Here is an 18,342-nt window from a genome sequence, read left to right as displayed (position 1 = left end):
ACAGCGATCGAGAGGTGGACAGGAGGCAGCCAGCGCAACGTCCAAAGGTACCCCAAATGTGCGCGCAGCGCAACGGGGGCATCAAAAGTAACACCCGAGGTCCGTTCTCGCACCGAGTCGAGGAAAGCGTGTCGCCACGCCGTCTCGAACAGGTGTGCGCCCGATACCGCAAGGGGGTGCTCCTGACGACAAGAGTGAACCTTGCGCCTCCCTTCGTCAAGAGGTCCGCGGAAAGCCGATGCATCGACCCGGCCCGAGGCGACCGATGTGACGACTGGCACAGACGCGATTCTGCCGGCCCTCCCAGACCGACACGGAAGCTGATCAGCCCTGCCGTTCACTCCAGCCGTTCGCTTCAGCCGTTCATCCCGCCGATCGCGGCGACCCGGACGAATCGCTACCGAGGGATCTGCTGATCGACATTCGGTGGATCGGGACTCTGGCGACTGCGACCCGAGCCGAGTTGCGGACCGCGATTCCGCGATTCCGCGTGAGCTTCCAGATCTTTCGCGGCAATCACGAAAGATATTGGTGGAACACGCATTTCATTTGCAATGACAACGGTCGAGCCGTGATCGACCATGCAGACCGACCCGATCGACGCAACCCCTCGGTTGCTATGGAAATCCGGCCCGCGGTCTGATTGTATTCACTTTGTCGCAACGGGGGTCGTCGACGAGGGGGTTCGATTCGTCGACGCGCGTCTTTTCTTTTGCGCAACAAACGCATTCGCACAACACAACTCTTTGTCTCTCGGGGGGACAGCATGGTCGCGGTGGCAGTGGTCGGAATCGGATGCAGATTCCCAGGCGGGGTACACGATGGCCCCAGCTTCTGGAAGTTCATGCTCGACAAGGGCGACGGCATCGTCGACATACCCGCGGATCGGTGGAACGCCGATCGCTTCTACGACCCGAATCCCGACGCGCCGGGACGCGCCTACACCCGACGCGGCGGATTCCTGACCCAGTCGCTGTGGGACTTCGACCCCGAATTCTTCGGAATGTCGCCTCGCGAGGCCTCGGTGACCGACCCTCAGCAACGTCTCCTACTCGAAGTCGCCTGGGAAGCGCTCGACGACGCCGGGCACGCAGGCCGGGTCAGCGGGCAACCGATCGGAGTGTTCGTCGGCGGATTCACCAACGACTCGGCCGGGCTGCGCGCATCCAGTTCCGCACGCGCCCAGATCAATTCGCACAGCGCCACCAGTTCCTCGCATACGTTGCTCTCCAACCGCATCTCGTTCGCGCTCGATCTCGTCGGACCGTCCATGACGATCGACACCGCATGCTCGTCGTCCCTCGTCGCCGTCCACCAGGCCGTCCGCGCACTCGAGCGCGGCGAATGCACCATGGCCCTGGTCGGCGGAGCCAATGCGATGTTCCGCCCCGAGACGTTCGTCTCGATGTGCAAGGGCAGGTTTCTCTCGTTCGACGGCCGATCGAAGTCCTTCGACGCCGCCGCCGACGGATACGGCCGCGGCGAAGGCGCGGGCATGGTGCTGCTTCGCCCCCTGGCGGATGCGATCGCGGACGGGGACCGGATCTATTCGGTGATTCGAGGTTCCGGCGTGAACCAGGACGGGCGCACCATCGCCATTCCCGTCCCCAATCCCGTCTCGCAACACGCACTCGCGACCCGAGTGTGCGCGGAAGCAGGTATCGAACCAGGAAGGGTCGGTTACGTCGAAGCGCACGGCACGGGAACCGCGGTGGGAGACCCGCTCGAACTCGAGGCGCTCGGCGGAGCCTACGGCGTGGTCGACGGACGCGAAAGCCCGCTGGTGGTCGGGTCCATCAAAGCCGCGATCGGGCATACCGAAGCGGCCGCGGGCATCGCCGGCCTCATCAAATCGGCGCTGACGCTGCACCACCGGACCATCGTGCCGCAGGCGTGGCTGCACACGCTCAATCCGGCAATCCCGTTCGACGAGCTGAACATTCGCATTCCGGTGACCGCGGAACCCTTCGCCGATGCAGACCCGTACGTGGCCATCAACGGCTTCGGATACGGCGGTACGAACGCACACGTCGTGATGTCTGCGGCACCGGCCCAGCCCGACGCGCCGGCCACCGGACCTGCGAACGACACCGTCGAACTTCGGCTGTTCCCCGTCTCCGGACGGACCGACACGGCCGCACGTGCGTCCGCCGCGGCATTCGGAACCACGGTGCAGGATCTGATCGATTCCGGCCGCGCGGACGAACTACCTGCGCTCACCTCGGCCGCGTGGTCGCGTCGAGCCCACCACCCTGTCCGGGCCGCACTCCCCTACACCGATGCAGACGACTTGCTCGGCACCCTGGTCTCGTTCGCGGGCGGCAGTGGGTCGACCGCCCACACCGTCGTCGGCCACAGCGCGGCGCCGGTGTTCGTCTTCAGCGGCATGGGCCCGCAGTGGTGGGCCATGGGCCGCGAACTGCTGCTCGCGGACGGCGAATTCGCCCGTGTCGCACGGCTCGTCGATGCTGCGTTCGTCGACATCGCCGGTTGGTCGATCATCGAGGAATTGACCCGGGACGAAGACGCATCCCGGGTCACAGATACCTCGATCGCGCAACCGGCGAACTTCCTCGTCCAGGTCGCTCTCGTCGCCGAGCTCGGTTCCCTCGGTATAGCACCGACCACGGTCGTCGGACACAGCGTCGGCGAGGTCAGCGCCGCCTATGTCAGCGGAGCACTGAGCCTCCACGACGCCCTGCTCGTCAGCTACCACCGCGCCCGATTGCAGGCCACCACCGCAGGCTCCGGCGGCATGCTGGCCGTCGGGTTGTCCGAGAACGATGCCATGGCCCGGATCCAGGAGCACGGCGTGTCCGCGGAGATCTCGGTGGCCGCGATCAACAGCCCGACCGCGGTCACGTTGGCAGGCGACACGGCAGCCTTGGCAGCGTTCGCCGAGACACTCACCGGCAGCGGAGTTTTTGCCAAGATGCTGCACGTCGAGGTGCCGTACCACAGCCACCTCATGGATCCCATTCTTGCGCAGATCGATTCGGCCCTGCGCACCATCGATGCACAGGTCCCTGGCCTCGCGCTGTACTCGGCGGTCACGGCAGAACGCGTCACCGGCGCAGAGTGGAACTCGAGCTACTGGTGCGACAACGTTCGACGCCCGGTGCGTTTCGCCGACACGATGGCCGCTCTCGTCGCCGACGGCCACCGCGTCTTCCTCGAAGTCGGCCCCCATCCGGTGCTCTCGGGCAACATCAGGGAAATCCTGATCCGAGCCGGCGAGACCGGAACGTCGATCGGAACGTTGGTCCGTGGGGCGGACGACCGATCGAGCCTGACGGCCGCAATCCAGGGTCTGTACGCGAGCGGTTGCTTCGACGGCTCTGCAGTCGTATCGCCACACAGGGAGCTGCCCGCGTACCCGTGGCAACGCACACGCTGCTGGTCCGAGCCCGAATCCTCGATTCTCGACAGGTTCGGTGCCCCCGACACCTACCCCCTGCTCGGCGAACGTTCCGACGCGGCCGGTTCCCACTGGAGCGTCGAACTGGCCGTTGCCCAACTTCCGTGGTTGCGCGATCACGTCGTCGACGGTCTCGTGCTGCTACCCGGTACCGCATACCTCGACGCCGCACTGAGCGCCGCGGCCGCGCGGACCGGACATCCCGAGGCCGCAGCCGAGAACGTGGAATTCGTCGCCCCGCTGGTGATCGACGCCGACGACGTTCCCGTTCTGCAGATCTCGGTGGAGGACTCGACGAGAAGATTCGTGCTGCGCTCGCGGTCGGCGGCCGACACCCAGTGGACCGTCAACGCCACGGGCCGCCTCGTGGAGGGGCGATTCGACGCCCCGTTCGTCGCCGCTGAGATCTCCGACGCCGCCGTCGAGATCACCGGAGACGCGCTGTATCCGCTGCTCGCCGCGGCCGGGTTGCACTACGGACCGGCCTTCCAGGGCATCGTCACCGCCCGAATCGACACCGACACGGTCGTCGCCGTCATCGACGCCGGCCGTCACTCCGGCTCCCGTCACCTGGTGCATCCCGCGGTACTGGACACCGCGCTGCAATGCGTCGCTGCGCTGGCCGGAACTGCTGCACTGGCTGGAACTGCTGCGCTGCCCGGAACAGCGCTGGGTTCGTCGGCTGCCGCCGGGGACCGCAGCGGCGCAGTGGTTCCGGCCACCATCGCGTCCGTCCGCAGGTACGGACCGATTACCGACCATGCCGTCGTCGTGGTGCGGCGGACGGGATCCGACCCGATGCGAGCCGACATCACGGTGACCGACGACGAGGGCCGGGCCGCGGTCGCGTTGGGCGGCGTCGAGTTCAAACCGATTGCGCCGCCGCAGTCGCTGCACACCGAACTGGACCGGTTGTTCTACGAACCGGTGTGGGAATTGCGGGACAACCGCGATGCTCCGATGCCCGCAGCCGAGACAGATCGCGACTTCGCTCTGGTCGTCGTGCTGGGCGACGCCGCAGCCGACAGCCGAGCACACACGCGCGCCGAGGCCATCGCCCGCGCCCGCCGAACATCGGTGGTGTTGGCGCAGAACACCTTCGACGCCACCGACCTGACCAGAATCCTGCGTACCGGCCTCGAGGCCGACGGTGTCGACCGCGCCACCGTCGTCGCCGTCGCCGGCGAGTTCGCAGACCCGGCGTCGGCCGTGCATGCCCTGACCACCATCGCACGAACCGTGCAGAACGCGCTGTACGGCGACTCGAACGGGCCGGCCTCCGAGCCGGGGTCCGTCACCGCGGTGATCGTGACCGAGAAGGCCTTCTGCATGCCGGGCGATCCCGCCGGCGCGCACCTGACCCACTCCGGCCTCGTCGGTGCCCGACGGTCACTGCGCAACGAACAATCCCCTGCCGCGTGGCGTCTGGTGGACACCGAAGCCGACACCGACGTCGAGCAGGTGGTGACCGAGACGATCGCGTTCGGGCCCTACGCAGGCGACGATGCCGACGAGGTGGCTCTGCGCCAGGGTTCTCGATGGGCGGTGAGGCTGCGCAGCAATTTGCGTGACCACCTGGCGCTACGCGATACACCCGCCCCGCTACTGGACCGGGAGGCGTCCTTCGCGATCGAGGCTCCGGCATCGAAGATGTTGTCCGATATCGCCTTTCGCGCGACAGCGCGCATGGAGCCCGGCCCCGGCCAGATCGAGGTTCAGGTCCGCGCAATCGACATCAACTACAAGGATCCGCTCAAGGTCATGGGAGTGCTGACCGAGCGCGAACTCGCGGGTACCTACTTCGGCACGACACTCGGGCTCGGCGGACTCGGTGTCGTGACGCGCGTCGGACCGGATGTGGACGGCATCGCACCGGGCGATCACATCGGTCTGTGCTCACGAAACATCATGGCGCGCTTCGTCACCCTGGACGCCGACGAAGGGGGCTCGGCGAAGGTACCGTCCGACTGGGAGTTCGGGTGGTGCTCGTCGATCCTGCCGCTGATGTGCGCGCGATTCGGCCTACTCGATCTCGCCCGAGTTCGACCCGGCGAGACCGTCCTGATCCACGGTGCCGCGGGCGGATTGGGATTGGCCGCAATCCAGGTCGCCCGCGGACTCGGAGCAATGGTGATCGCGACCGCAGGAACCGAGGAGCGGCGGGCAGTCGCAACCGAGGCCGGTGCTCACCACGTGCTCGCGTCCAGATCACTGAACTTCGCCGACGACATTCGTGTGCTGACCGACGGACGAGGCGTCGACGTCGTCTACAACTCCTCGCCGGGTGAGATCATGGCCCAGAACCTGCATGTGGCAGCAGAATTCGGCCGCATCGTCGAGCTGGGGAAAGCCGACATCTACTTCGGCGGCGTGCTGGACCTCGCCCCGTTCGATCGCAATCTCACCTTCTTCGCCGTCGACATGGACCGAATGTTCGAGTTCAAGCCGGCTCTGGCGCGGCAGGTCACCGAGGCCGTCATCGCGGGGTTGGTGGACCGCACGTACACACCACTGCCGTACACGACGTACCCGCTCGCTCGCGTCGCCGACGCGTTCGACGCTGTCGTGCGCTCCACTCACACCGGCCGCGTCGTACTGTCCTTCGACGACGACATGCCCTCGGTCCGGCCCGAGGTCCCGACCGTACGCATCGATCCCACGGCCGCATACATCGTCACCGGTGGATTCGGCGCGTTCGGAATGGCGATCGCGCGCTGGCTCGTCGCAGAGGGCGCACGACACCTCGTACTCGTCGGGCGCAGCGGAGCAACCACCGAGACCGCCATCGCGGGATTCGCCGCGTTCGAGGCAGCCGGAGTACGAGTGGTCGCCGAACGCGTGGACATCTCGCACTACGACGCAGTGGCCGAACTGATCGGACGCACCGTCGCCGACGCCCCGCTCGGCGGGGTGTTCCACACCGCCGGGGTGGTGGACAACCTGCCGGTCGCGAACATCACCGAACAGTCCATTCGAGAAGTGTTCGCGCCCAAAGTAACCGGCGCACTGAATCTCGATCGCGCACTCGACGTCGCCGGTATCGATCCTGCGATCTTCGTCCTGTTCTCCTCGATGAGCAGCCTCAGCGGTGGCACCCCGCAGGTGTCCTATTCCGCCGCCAACTCCGTGCTCGATGCACTCGCCTGGTCCCGGCGTGCCCGCGGTAAGTCGGCATTGACGGTCAGTTGGGGCGCGATGAGCGGAGGGGGCATGGCGGAAACTGCGGAGGAGGTGGTGCGATACCTCGACATGCTCGGCTTCCGCAATGTCGACATGGACGCAGCGGCCCGCTATCTGGGCGAATGCCTGACGCTGGACCTTCCGCACGTGGCCGTCGTCGGAATCGACTGGGAACAATGGGGTATCGCCAACCCCGCGTCCGCGCACATTCCACGCTTCGCAGCGCACATCGCCGCAGCGAGTACCGGCGGGTCGGGCGTCACCGCACTGCACGCCGAAATACTCGCGCTGCCCGAGGACCAACGCGCGGACGTGCTGACGTTCGTTCTGGCCGAACAGCTCGCAGCCGTCATGGGCATCGATCCGGATGCAGTCGACACCTCGACACCGTTACCGGAACTGGGCCTCGACTCACTGATGGCAGTCGAATTCGCCGCTCGGGTCGGCAAATCCGTGGGTCTCGAAATGTCGGTGCTGGAGTTCGGGCGTGGTCAAGGCCTTGCCGCGATCGGAGCGAAACTCGCCGCGAGCATCACCAGGAATGCCGCCGCGGCTAACGCCGCATCTACCGTGCCCCCGTCCGCACCTCTGGAAGCGGTCGCACCATGAGCGTCGATTCACGCGAGATCGCTCGCAGGCTGCTCGCCCGCGGCGGGTACTCCACGGTGAACGTGGACACCGGCCCCGAGTCGATCGGTCGTGGACCCACCGCCGCCGAACCTGCCGCCGCCGGGCACGGTAAGGGGCAGCGAAGCGGGTCTCTGGCCGATCATCCCGACGTCGCGGCGACCACCGCGCAATTCGACGGAGTCGACCGGATGTTCGCGGAACTCGGTGTGCCCAACCCGCTGTACCTGCCGCACGACGGCACGGCCGGAGCAACCATCCGACAGCTCGACCGCGACATGATCAATTTCGGCAGCTTCAACTACCTGGGCCTGAGCTCGGACCGGCGCGTGATGGACGCAGCCAAGGACGCGATCGATCGTTACGGAACCTCGGTGTCCGGCAGCCGCATCGTGAGCGGTCAGATTCCGCTCTACGAGGAGTTCGAGTCGGCGCTCGCCCGCACCTACGACGTCGCCGACACGGTGATCACCGCAAGCGGGTACCTCACCAACGCCGCCGCGGTCGGCTATCTGCTGGGCAAAGGTGACCTGGCAGTGTGCGACACCCTGGTCCACAGCAGCATCGTCTCGGGAACCGAATGGGCAGGGTGTCGACGAGTGTTGTTCCGTCACAACGACCCCGATGCGCTCGAGGCGATACTGAAGATGTCGCGCGGCAGTTTCGCACGCGCAATGGTGATTCTCGAAAGCCACTACAGCATGGACGGCGACGTCGCCCTACTCCCCGAGTTGATCGCCGTGGCCCGGCGTTACGACTGCGCCGTGATGGTCGACGAAGCACACGCGTTCGGCGTACTGGGTCAGCGCGGCCTCGGCATCCGCGAACTCTACGACCTGCCCGGCGACGCCGTCGACGTGTGGATGGGAACCATGTCCAAGGCCCTCGGCAGCGTCGGCGGGTTCCTGGCCGGCTCCCGCGAGCTGATCCGTGGATTCAAGTACTCCGCACCGGGATTGAGCATGTTCACCGCCGGACCCGCGCCGTCCGCAGTGGCAGCGGCGAACACGGCGCTGAACGTGCTCACCGCCGAACCGGACCGTGTCGAACGCCTGCGCGAGAACGGCCGCTATGCGTTCACCCGCGCACGCTCTCACGGGTTCGACACCGGGACCGCCGAGGGCACGTCCATTCTGCCGATCGTCATCGGCGACACCCAACGAACCGTACTGGCCTGCGTCGCACTGTTGCACCAGGGCATCAACGTCAACGCCATCACCTATCCCTCGGTACCGGTGGGCCAGGAACGGCTTCGGTTCTTCCTCTCGAGCGAACACACGCACGCACAGATCGACGCCGCGTTGACCGCACTGGCGTCCTTCGTCGACGGCGTCGGCGCCCCGGGTGCGTCGTGACCACCGGCACCGGCCCGGTCGACTTCGTCGTCGAACGTGCGCGGTGGGTACTGGTCACCGTGGTCGCGCTCGTGCTGGCCGCGGGTGTGTGGGGCATCGGTGTCGTCGACGAACTGAGCCTGGGCGGGTACACCGACCCGGCCAGTGAATCGGCCGAAGTGGACGCGTTGGTCGAATCGCGTTTCGGCCGAAAGGTTCCCGACGTCGCGGTGGTCTACACCCCGACGGACGGACGCTCCATCGACGACATCGGCGACACCGTTCTCGGTCGCCTCGACGGCATCGACGACGGACTGCTCGCCCGCGCTCCCATCACCTACTGGACCGTGCCCGACGCGTTCGCGTCGGGTCTGCGATCGTTCGACGGCCGGTCCGCACTCGCGGTCCTGACGCTGACCGGCGACGAGGACCGACGCGTCAAGACCTACCGGGACCTGCGCGCGGAGTTGACGATCGACGGCGCGACCGTGCAGTTCGGCGGCTTCTCGGCCATCGCCGACGCCTACAACGAGCAGGCGCGAGCGGATCTGGTGCGGGCCGAGACCATCACGTTCCCGATTCTGCTCGTCCTGTTGCTGCTGATCTTCGGCGGACTCGTCGCTGCCGCAACGCCGTTGGTCATCGGCGGCATGAGCGTCGTGGCATCGCTCGCCGTACTGCGAGCACTGAACGAGGTCACCGAAGTATCGGTGTTCGCCACCAATATCGCCTCGCTCGTCGGACTCGGGATGGCCGTCGACTACAGCCTGTTCGTCATCACGCGTTTCCGCGAGGAACTACGTGACGGCCGAGACCCGGCAGATGCGGTGCGCCGCACGATGTTCACCGCAGGCCGAACCGTGGCATTCTCGGCCCTGTTGCTCGTGTGTGGATTCGTGGGCATGCTGATCTTCCCGCAGTCGATGATTCGATCTCTCGGCTTCGGCGGCATGGCCGCGGTGGCCGTTGCTGCCGTCATCTCACTGACCGCACTGCCCGCAGCGCTCGCGATCCTCGGACACCGTATCGACTCGTGGAGTTGGCGCAGGGGCGCGATCGACCGAGGCGACGCCCGCGGCCAGCGGTTCTGGGGCACGGTCGCAGACCGTGTCATGCGCAGACCGGTGCTCGTCGTCGTAGCCATTGTCGCGATACTTGCACTGCTCAGTGCGCCGATTCTCGGTGCCCGGTTGGGCGATCTCGACCACACGGGCCTCCCCTCCGACGCGTCCGCAAAAATCGCCACCGAGAAGCTGTTCACCGAATTCCCGCTCGCGAACACCGGTGTCACCGTCCTCGTCGAATCCGACACCGACTCCCCACCGAGTCCCGCAGCGGTCGCCGAAGTCACCAGAGCGATCGACGCGTCACTCGGTGTCGTTGCAGCAGTCCCCGGCGGAACCGTGGACAATCTGACCGTCGTCGACGCCATCATGAGCTCACCCGATCGCACGGCAGGTGCCCTGGAGACACTGGACTCCATCCGGTCGATCCCGGCCCCGACCGGGACGACACTGCGCGTGGGCGGCGGCACCGCGCAGAGCCAGGACGGCATGGACGCCATCTACGCGACGCTTCCGTGGATGCTGACCATCATGGTTCTCGCCACGTTCGTGATGACGACGGTGGCGTTCCGCTCGATCGTACTCAGCGTCAAGGCAATTGCGATGGCATCGATCAGCCTCGGTGCCACCTTCGGAGTGCTCACCTGGATCTTCGTCGACGGCCACGGTGCCGAGTGGATCGGCGTCACCCCGGGCCCGTTGCAGTCGACGATGAGCATCCTCATCATGGCCGTGGTGTTCGGCCTGTCCACCGACTACGAGATCTTCCTGCTCTCCCGAATCGTCGAAGCACACGATTCAGGAGCCACCACCCGGGACGCCGTCCGCATCGGTGCCGCCCACACCGGACGCGTCGTCACGGCCGCCGCGCTACTGCTCATCACCGTCACCGCATTCTTCTCGCTGTCCGAACTCGCCATGATGCGGCTCGTGGGTATCGGCATCATCGTCGGTCTCGTCATCGACGCCACCATCGTGCGCATGATGCTGGTGCCCGCGCTCGTCGCGTCGATGGGCAACGCCAACTGGTGGCTGCGCCCCACCCCAAAGCGACCGCAGGCCACACCACGTCCGCACTCGCCCGCAGAGGAGACCAGCCGTGCCCATTGAGATCCGAACGGCCACCACAGCAGACATCGCCGAGATGTCCGCGATGATGGCGCGCGCCTTCCAGGACGACGACCCGGTCAGTGAATACTTCTTCCCGGACGCGTCCAGCCGCCCGAGCAAACAGCGGCGCATGATGGCCGCACTGATCCGCCACCGCTACATTCCCGCAGGTGGGGCCGACCTCGCCGTCGAGAACGGCCGCATCGTCGGAGTGTCACTGTGGCATCCACACGACGCCCCCGCGACACCGCGGTGGCGGCAGCTGGTGTCCGGTCTACATCTGTTGTGGGCCATGGGTTCCGGCACCCGGGCCGGCATCGAGATGGATCGGCTCCTGACCGAGAACTCCCCCGCCCCCGACGCTGTGCTGTGGGTCTACCTCGGCGTCGAACCGTCCACACACCGATCCGGTGTCGGTGCTGCGCTGTCGGCCCACGTGCAGGCGCGCACCGATCGCGAGGGCCGACCTCTGTACGGAATCTGCAAGGAGGGCAACCTCGGATTCTGGACGGCGATGGGCTTTGTGCCATGGGGAACCGCCCGCATCGGCGCGGCGGGACCGGAGGTCCACCTGCTCTCACGACCTCCGGCCCCGGTCACCTAGTGAGCGTCCTGACGCCACCGGGTGGCCTCGGCGAGCGTGAAGCCGTGAACGTCGGCCAGCGCACCCAACCGTTCGACATTCTCACCGTCCAGAGTGGTCCCGATGCTGCGGAGCGCGAATTCGCCCGACAATGCGATCAGCATCGTCTCGGCCATGCACGCGTACGTCAGCCCCGGAGCCAACCCGTACGTCAAACCGAAGTCCGAGCCCGACGGCACCCGCACGATTCCGCCGTCGAACACCGTCACGTCCGGCCGTTCACCGCGGACGTCCCGGCCGATGTTCGGCGGCTGCGCCACGTCGCAGACGATGGCCCCCTGCATCAGGTCCGTCGGATCGATCAACGACTGCGGAGCCGACGTCGCCGCGATGACGATCAACGAATCCCGCACAGCAGCAACAGGATCGGTGAAGAATTCGATGTGCCGCGAACGGATCAGATCGTCGAGGTCGCCGTCGACCTCGGCGGCAGCCACCGCCAGGTCACCCGAACCCGAACCGGCACTCGCCACCATCTCCTGCGCCGCAGCCCACAACTTCGGCGCGATCACCGAGTTCTCGCCGCGCCTGCCCACCAACGCGATACTGCCGACCTCACCCGCCAATTGCTTGCCGATGGTCCGTCCGATCGCCCCACCCGCACCGAGAATCGTCACCCGCGCGCGAGCGACATCGATACCCCGTTCCTGGCATACACGTCGGACGGCCCGCAGACTCGCGGCCGCGGTGAAGGTGTTGCCCGTCGTGATCGGCCGAGATGTCGCACCGAGACCCAGCCCGTTTCCGGTGATCACCGACGAGTACCCGCCGAGTCCGACCACGGTTGCCCCGCGCGAGATCGCGAGTTCGACGGCTCCGCCCACCACTGCCAGCGCACGCTCGGTCGGCAGCTGCAGCAACTGCTGGGAGGTGTACGGCAGCCCGATCAGGTCGCCGTGCGCAGTTGCGTCTCCGAATCCGGACACCCGCCCGCTGCCGATGACGAACGAGGCCGGATCGAGCTCGGACGTCGACGCAGCGAATCGCTCCAACAAGTCCTGTCTCTCGGCATTGTCGAACACCTCGAGCGCAGGATCGAACGCAGCGAAGAAGCCGAGATCGAGAGGATGGGCGATGAAGGCGAAGCGTCGATTGCCCGGCCGTACCGCGATGTCGGGAGTACGGCCCGGACGCAATGCCGTGAGCGCCGCGGGAGTGGCGACAGTCGGACGCCCGAGCAGATGCCCGAACAATCCGTCCATGTCCCCTTCGGCCGCGTAGCCGAGCGCGCGATCGAGGGCCGCGACCAGACGCGAGCATGCCGACGAGGAAACCGTCAACGGTGGTTCGATACGAATCACCCTGTTGCCGAACAGAGTCGGAGCCACGCGAATGCCCTCGACGTTGAGCAGATACGAGCAGATCACCGCGGACAGGTTGTGCTGATCCGCGATCGAACCGAGCAGAGACTGCCGTCCGACGAAGTTCACATCCGCGGTGAGTTCGATTCCCAGCAGTAATCCGCGACCACGTACCTCGGTGACCACCGAGGGATACTTCTCGGCCAGGCCGGCCAGATCGTTCTTCAACTGTCGTCCGAGCGCGGCAGCTCCGGTGACCACCGCGCAGTCGTCTCGGGTCAACTCCTCGAGGACGGCCAGACCGACCCGTGCGGCCAAGGCGTTGCCCGCGAACGTCGACGTGTGGCGAAGAGCGAAACTCTCCCCCACCAACTCCGGGCGGCACAGCACCGCGCCCACCGGCACGATCCCGCCGCCGAGCGCCTTCGCGAGAGTCAGAATGTCGGGAATCACGCCCTCGTGCTCCGCCGCGAACATCCGGCCGGTCCGGCCCAGTCCCGTCTGCACCTCGTCGAGCGCGAGCAACACACCGTGGCGGTTGCAGATCTCCTGGACCTGCCGCAAGTAGCCGTCGGGCGGGCACACCACGCCGCCCTCACCCTGAATCGGCTCGACGAGGAACACCGCATAGTGATCCGGCGCAGCCGCCAGAGCTGCCTCGAGTGCCTCTGCATCGCCGAAAGCGATGTGGTCGAATCCCGATACCGGGGCCCCGAATCCACTCTGGTACTTGATATTTCCCGTCGCCGACAGCGCCCCCAACGTCTTGCCGTGAAAACTGTTCCCGGTCGTCAGCACCCCGAGGCGGCCGGTATGGGCCCGCGCGATCTTCAGCGCCACCTCGGTCGCTTCGGTGCCACTGTTGACGAACGTCGTACGCGTCAATCCCTCGGGTGCGATTCTCCCCAGACGATCGGCCAGTTCACCTGCGGCGGTGAGCACCGAGGGCTGCACGAAGATGGGCTCGCCGCTGCACCGAACATCGTTGATCGCCTGCCAGATCGGCGTCGGCCCGTGCCCGAACGGCAGCGCCCCGTAGGCACCCGCGAAGTCCAGATACCGACGGCCCGCAGAATCGAACAGCACGGTGCCGTCGCCGCGGACGTACTCGCGATCGAGATTCAGTGCAGTCAGCAGTCGGTACAACTCGGGATTGACGCTGCCCGCAAATCCCGAGCGACCCGACCGCTCGGGTACTACAGATACATCGATTGTCGTGTCAGTCATGACCAGCATGCTCCGTTTTCATCGGATCCATCCCTGGCCGTCGAGCATCGAATGGTTGTCCCGAACAACCAGGGCTCGCCCCAAGCCAGGACGCAAACGCGATGGTAGACCTGGCCAGGGACACCGACGGTGACCGTGAAAACAACGAAAAGCCCCGTCCGAGCAGCGCTGACGCTGCATCGGACGGGGCCGAAGTATCGACCAGCCGGGGTCTACTGGTCGTCGATCGCCGACAACTTCCAGGTGCCGTCGATCTTCTCCATGTTGACCGTCAGAGGGCCTTCCGCACTGCCGGAGGCAACGCCGTTCTGAGTAGCGCTGATGTTGACGTTCGCGATCAGTTCGGCCTTGTCGTCCTCGAGTCGCGAGACGCCGATATCGGTGACCATTGCCTCGGTGCCGGTATCGGTTTGCACCACAGCAGATTTGGTGGTGTCGGCGGTGGAGTTGAACTCGTCGAGCATCGACTGATTGAGCACCGCCCGCGCCGCATCGAAATCTGCATCGATGGTCTCGGCCTTGTACGTGTACAGGGTCTGCAGAGCGTCGGTAGCTGCCGACGTCACCTCTTGCGTCGCCGAAGAATCCACCCACGCCTTGTTGTCGATCGTCGCGAACGGCTTGAATGCAGCGACGGCTGCGAAAGCACCGAGAACCACGGCGATGACCGCGACCACGATCACGTGCTTGAACCCGATACCCGACGCCGACTTCGGCGATTCGGTCGTCTCGGTCGTCTCGGTCGAGGTCGAGGTGGGCGCGACCGGTTTCTTCAGCCCGGCCCTGGACGGGCGCGACTTGTCCTGCTGCGTGTCGACGGGCTGCGTCTCGGCCGGTTGTGTCGTGACCGTATCCGTCTCGACCGGATCTGTCTTGTCCAGTCTGGGCTTCTCCGACGCGGGTGTGGTGCCGACGGCTGTCTCGGCAGCCGTGGTGTCGGGTGCCGCTGTCTCGGGTGCCGTTGTGTCGGGTGCCGTGGTCTCGGGTGCCGGTCCGTCGGTCTCGGCCGACGTCGGCTTGGCGGTGCCGGCTACCTTTCGACGTACCTTGCTGGTGGTCGTGGGGGGAACGATCTTGCGACGCTGGGGAGGCACTGCAGAACTCCTTCGAGGCTTACTTCTGTACAGATGGACGACGGCGCTGCCGGCAAACTCAGTTGCCGCCGGTGTTCGGCTGGGGGGCCGGCGTCGCTTCCGTACTGGGGTCGACCGCGTTGGGGTCGGTGGGACCACCCGGTTCCGTCGGAATGACGGGATTGGTGTTCGGGTTGTCGAGAGAGATCCGCGAACCGATGGGATCGACCTTGTTGGTCTTCCACACCCCGTCTACGTCTTCCATGGCCATCCGCATGGTCAGCTTGCTGCGCTCCACCCGGTCGGGCCAGGTGGTGGTCGTGGCGATGACGACGAGCGCCGTTGCGGTGTTCTCGTCGGTGCTCAGCTCGGTGAGGGTGCCGTGCAGCACCTCGGCCTCGCTCTTGGCACCGGACTGACGAACCTGATCGGTGATTCCCGAACGGGTCTGCTCCAGATCGTTGAGCATCAGATCACCGGTGATCGACGACTTCATGTTGTCGAACGACTGGTCGATGTTGGCTGCATCCACAGTGTTCAGGTTGACCGCAGCCTGCTGAGCGCCGGTGAGCGCCGCATCGCGGGTGTCGGCGGTGGGCTTCTCACTCAACAGCGCCGTGCCCCAGCCGTATCCGAAGAACACGGCCGCTGCGAGCGCCGCCACGGCAATCACCGTGACGACGGCCAACAGAATCTTTGCTGTTTTGCTTGACCCTGGAGTCGCGGGCGACTCCAGGGTTTCGGTGCTCGAGTTCACACTGTCACCCTACTACTCGGTAATATCCGGCCGAACCGCTCTCGGCCCGATAGTAGTGCTGAGCAGCAGTTCCTTCGGTCCCGCTACTTCGGCGTGACGCCGAGGAGCGGTGCCAACTGGGTGGCGATGGGGTTGAGGTTGAGCTTCTCGGGATCGACCTTGGGCTTGAGGTCCCACGGCTGCGGCACGTCCGGATCGGCGAACACAATTCGGTTCGCGCTACGGACACCGGTGACGCTGCCCTGCGGCGTCGCGCAGTTCGCATCGAGGTTCAGCGGGTAGTTCTCCCGGGTCTCGTCGAAGTTCGGATTCTTCCGCTTCTCCTCGTCCAAGATGGCCTGGCTGCCCTCGTAGCCGACGGTGCACGGCGGCGGGTTGTTGGTTTCGAGCAACAGACCCTGATGGATAGTGCCGTCGTTCGGCACGATGGTCGAGATACCGGCACCGAGCGCAGGCAGGAATGTCAGGAACGGACGGAGCGCGACCGTCCGCGGCTCGGCCTGAGCCGCGACCAGGGCCAGATTGTTGATATCGGTCGTCAACGCCGGGCCTGCGTCGGTGATGAGACCACCGACCTGGTCTCCGGCAGCGGTTCCGGTATCGATGAGACGACGGATATCGGGATCGCTCGACTTCAGCTGAGCCGTCACCTGATCCAGGCTCGTGCTGAATTCGCGGATGAGATCCGACTGCTCGGACTGTGTGTCGAGCACCGGCACCGCGTCACGAACCAGCGACAGAGTCTGCGGTAGAGCCTCGTTGGCCGACTCGGAGATGTTCCCGAGCGAATCGACCAGAGACTGCAGGTCGTTGCCCTTGCCGTCGAACGCTACACCGAGCTCGTTGACCACATTGGTCAACGTGTCCAGCGGCACCGACCTGACCAACGTGTTCGTGTTCGCGAGCACGTCCTCCACCGGAACCGGCGTAGCGGTGTCGGCCTGTGCGATTTCCGAACCGTCCACCAGGAACGGACCCTGATCGGACTGCGGCTGCAGGTCGACGAACTGCTCGCCGATCGCGGAACGGTTCGCGACGACGGCCTTGGTGTCGGCCGGGATGTCGGGTCCACCGTTGTCGAGTTTGAGTGCCACCCGGACACCGTCCGACGTCAACTGCAGATCGCCGACGGTTCCGACCGGCACACCGCGGTACGTCACCTCGGCATTGGAGAAGATGCCGCCGGAGTCGGCCAGGTTGAGTGCGACCTCGTACTGCCCGAACCCGAGCATGTTGTCCAGGCGGACGTACTTGCCACCGACGTAGATCAGCCCGAGCAGGGCGACCACGACGAACGCGACCAACTGAAAGCGAACGAGCTTCGATCTCACTGTCCAACTCCGAATCGTTCGAGCAGATCGGTCACGGGAGCCAACGGGTCGAACGGTGCAGGCTCGGCAGCACCGGCGGCCTCACCCGCAGGCGCACCCGGTCCGGGAACCGGCGACGGAATGATGGGCGGCAACGGCAGCAGCGAGATCGTCGGCCAGCCCGGACGCGGGCCGTTTCCGTTGTAGTACGGATTCGACGGATCCACGACCGGCAGCGTGTTGCCGTACTTCGGCTGGATGTAGACCGGATCGCCCTCTCCCACACCGAAGTTCCGCAGCGCCGTACCGATCGAGAGATCCAGCGAGAGGAACAGGTTGGCCGAGTTGCCCTCGATTATCTTCTCGGTGCCGTCCGCGAACGGCAGTGTCGGGATCACCGCGAGCGAGGTGACGACGTCGTCCGCGGAATCGGCCAGGGCCTGCAGCGTCGGACGCAGTGCACGCAGATCTGCGATCAGGTCGTCCTTGGAGCGATCGATGACATCGGTGCCGACGGCCCCGAGTCGATCGAGTGCCCCGAGCATCTCGGTGAGCTGCGGGCGCTGCTTCTCGAGAACTTCCGTCGCGATCGGCAGGTCTTTGAGAACTGCGTCGATCTTGTCGGTCTGCGAGTTGACGCGACCACTGAGAGTGTCGAGACCGTCGATGGCGCGGGTGATGTCGTCGCGCTGCTGATTGAGACCGTCGATCAACGTATTGGCCTGCTGCAGAAGCTCTTTGGTCTTGCCTTCGCGACCGTCGAACGCCGTGCTCAGCTCTTTGACGATCGGCGAGAGCTGCCCGACGCCGCCGCCGTTGAGCAGCAGCGACAGGGCACCGAGTACCTGCTCGATGTCGGTTGCGTGGCGGGTGCGATCGAGCGGGATCGTGGCACCGTCCTGCAGACGTGCAGCCTCTTCGTCACCGGGAGGTGCGGAGAGCTGCACGAACTTCTCACCGAGCAGGTTGGTCTGCTGCACCGACGCGATCGCGTTGGCCGGCAGATCCACGTCGGAGTTCAGGATGACGTTGACATCGGCGGTCCACCCGTCGTTCGGCACCGAGATGGAGTCGACGCGACCGACGGGGACACCGTCGACCTTGACGGTCGACTGCGGCACCAGGTCCAGCACATCGTCGAACTGCACCGTCAGATTGAACGGGTTGTCGCCGACGTCGGCACCACCGGGCAGCGGGATGGCATAGATGCCGGCCGACGAGCACGCGCCGGCAGACAGCGCCACCACGCACAACCCGGCTCCGAGGGTCAACGAACGTTTCACGCGAGCTCGATTCCG

At 65.9% G+C, this 18,342-nt stretch carries 9 protein-coding genes; 4 read left to right on the top strand and 5 right to left on the bottom strand.

Annotated features, from left to right (window positions below; genetic code table 11):
- The first annotated feature begins 766 nt into the window (after nt 1-766).
- From CH285_RS18915 to CH285_RS18900, 4 genes are read left to right on the top strand one after another with little or no spacing between them, the layout of a single operon-like run.
- Nucleotides 767-7,207: a type I polyketide synthase gene (locus CH285_RS18915; protein WP_094643958.1), complete on the top strand. Its 6,441-nt coding sequence runs from the start codon at nt 767-769 to the stop codon at nt 7,205-7,207.
- Nucleotides 7,204-8,580, top strand: a complete 1,377-nt coding sequence (locus tag CH285_RS18910) for an aminotransferase class I/II-fold pyridoxal phosphate-dependent enzyme (RefSeq protein ID WP_094643957.1) — start codon at nt 7,204-7,206, stop codon at nt 8,578-8,580. Before CH285_RS18915 ends, CH285_RS18910 begins: the two co-directional genes overlap by 4 nt.
- Complete coding sequence (locus CH285_RS18905) at nt 8,577-10,733, top strand: MMPL family transporter (protein WP_094643956.1); 2,157 nt, start codon at nt 8,577-8,579, stop codon at nt 10,731-10,733. Before CH285_RS18910 ends, CH285_RS18905 begins: the two co-directional genes overlap by 4 nt.
- Entirely contained in the window at nt 10,723-11,337 is a 615-nt protein-coding gene (locus CH285_RS18900; protein ID WP_230073278.1) for a GNAT family N-acetyltransferase, read from the top strand. The genes CH285_RS18905 and CH285_RS18900 overlap by 11 nt, the downstream gene beginning before the upstream one ends.
- On the opposite strand, the gene CH285_RS18895 is transcribed toward CH285_RS18900, so the two are convergent.
- The 5 genes from CH285_RS18895 to CH285_RS18875 form a co-directional block, all read right to left on the bottom strand.
- Nucleotides 11,334-13,904: an aminotransferase class III-fold pyridoxal phosphate-dependent enzyme gene (locus CH285_RS18895; protein ID WP_094644059.1), complete on the bottom strand. Its 2,571-nt coding sequence runs from the start codon at nt 13,902-13,904 to the stop codon at nt 11,334-11,336. The two genes, CH285_RS18900 and CH285_RS18895, sit on opposite strands and share 4 nt — an antisense overlap.
- 212 nt (nt 13,905-14,116) lie before the next feature.
- Nucleotides 14,117-14,998: a hypothetical protein gene (locus tag CH285_RS28010; protein WP_094643955.1), complete on the bottom strand. Its 882-nt coding sequence runs from the start codon at nt 14,996-14,998 to the stop codon at nt 14,117-14,119.
- A gap of 58 nt (nt 14,999-15,056) precedes the next feature.
- A complete protein-coding gene (locus tag CH285_RS18885) occupies nt 15,057-15,734 on the bottom strand; it encodes a hypothetical protein (RefSeq protein ID WP_032365277.1) in 678 nt (225 codons plus the stop codon).
- Between the two features lie 83 nt (nt 15,735-15,817).
- The gene (locus tag CH285_RS18880) at nt 15,818-17,065 is read right to left on the bottom strand and encodes an MCE family protein (RefSeq protein ID WP_032365276.1); all 1,248 of its coding nucleotides are present in this window, start codon (nt 17,063-17,065) and stop codon (nt 15,818-15,820) included.
- Nucleotides 17,062-18,327, bottom strand: coding sequence for an MCE family protein (locus CH285_RS18875; protein WP_094622919.1), 1,266 nt, complete (start codon nt 18,325-18,327; stop codon nt 17,062-17,064). Before CH285_RS18875 ends, CH285_RS18880 begins: the two co-directional genes overlap by 4 nt.
- Nucleotides 18,328-18,342: the final 15 nt, after the last annotated feature.

The organism is Rhodococcus sp. 05-2256-B1 (assembly GCF_002258465.1).
Classification (GTDB): Bacteria; Actinomycetota; Actinomycetes; order Mycobacteriales; family Mycobacteriaceae; genus Rhodococcoides; species Rhodococcoides fascians.
The sequence above is the reverse complement of the archived record's forward strand: the minus strand, read 5'-3'. Positions and strand labels throughout refer to the sequence as shown.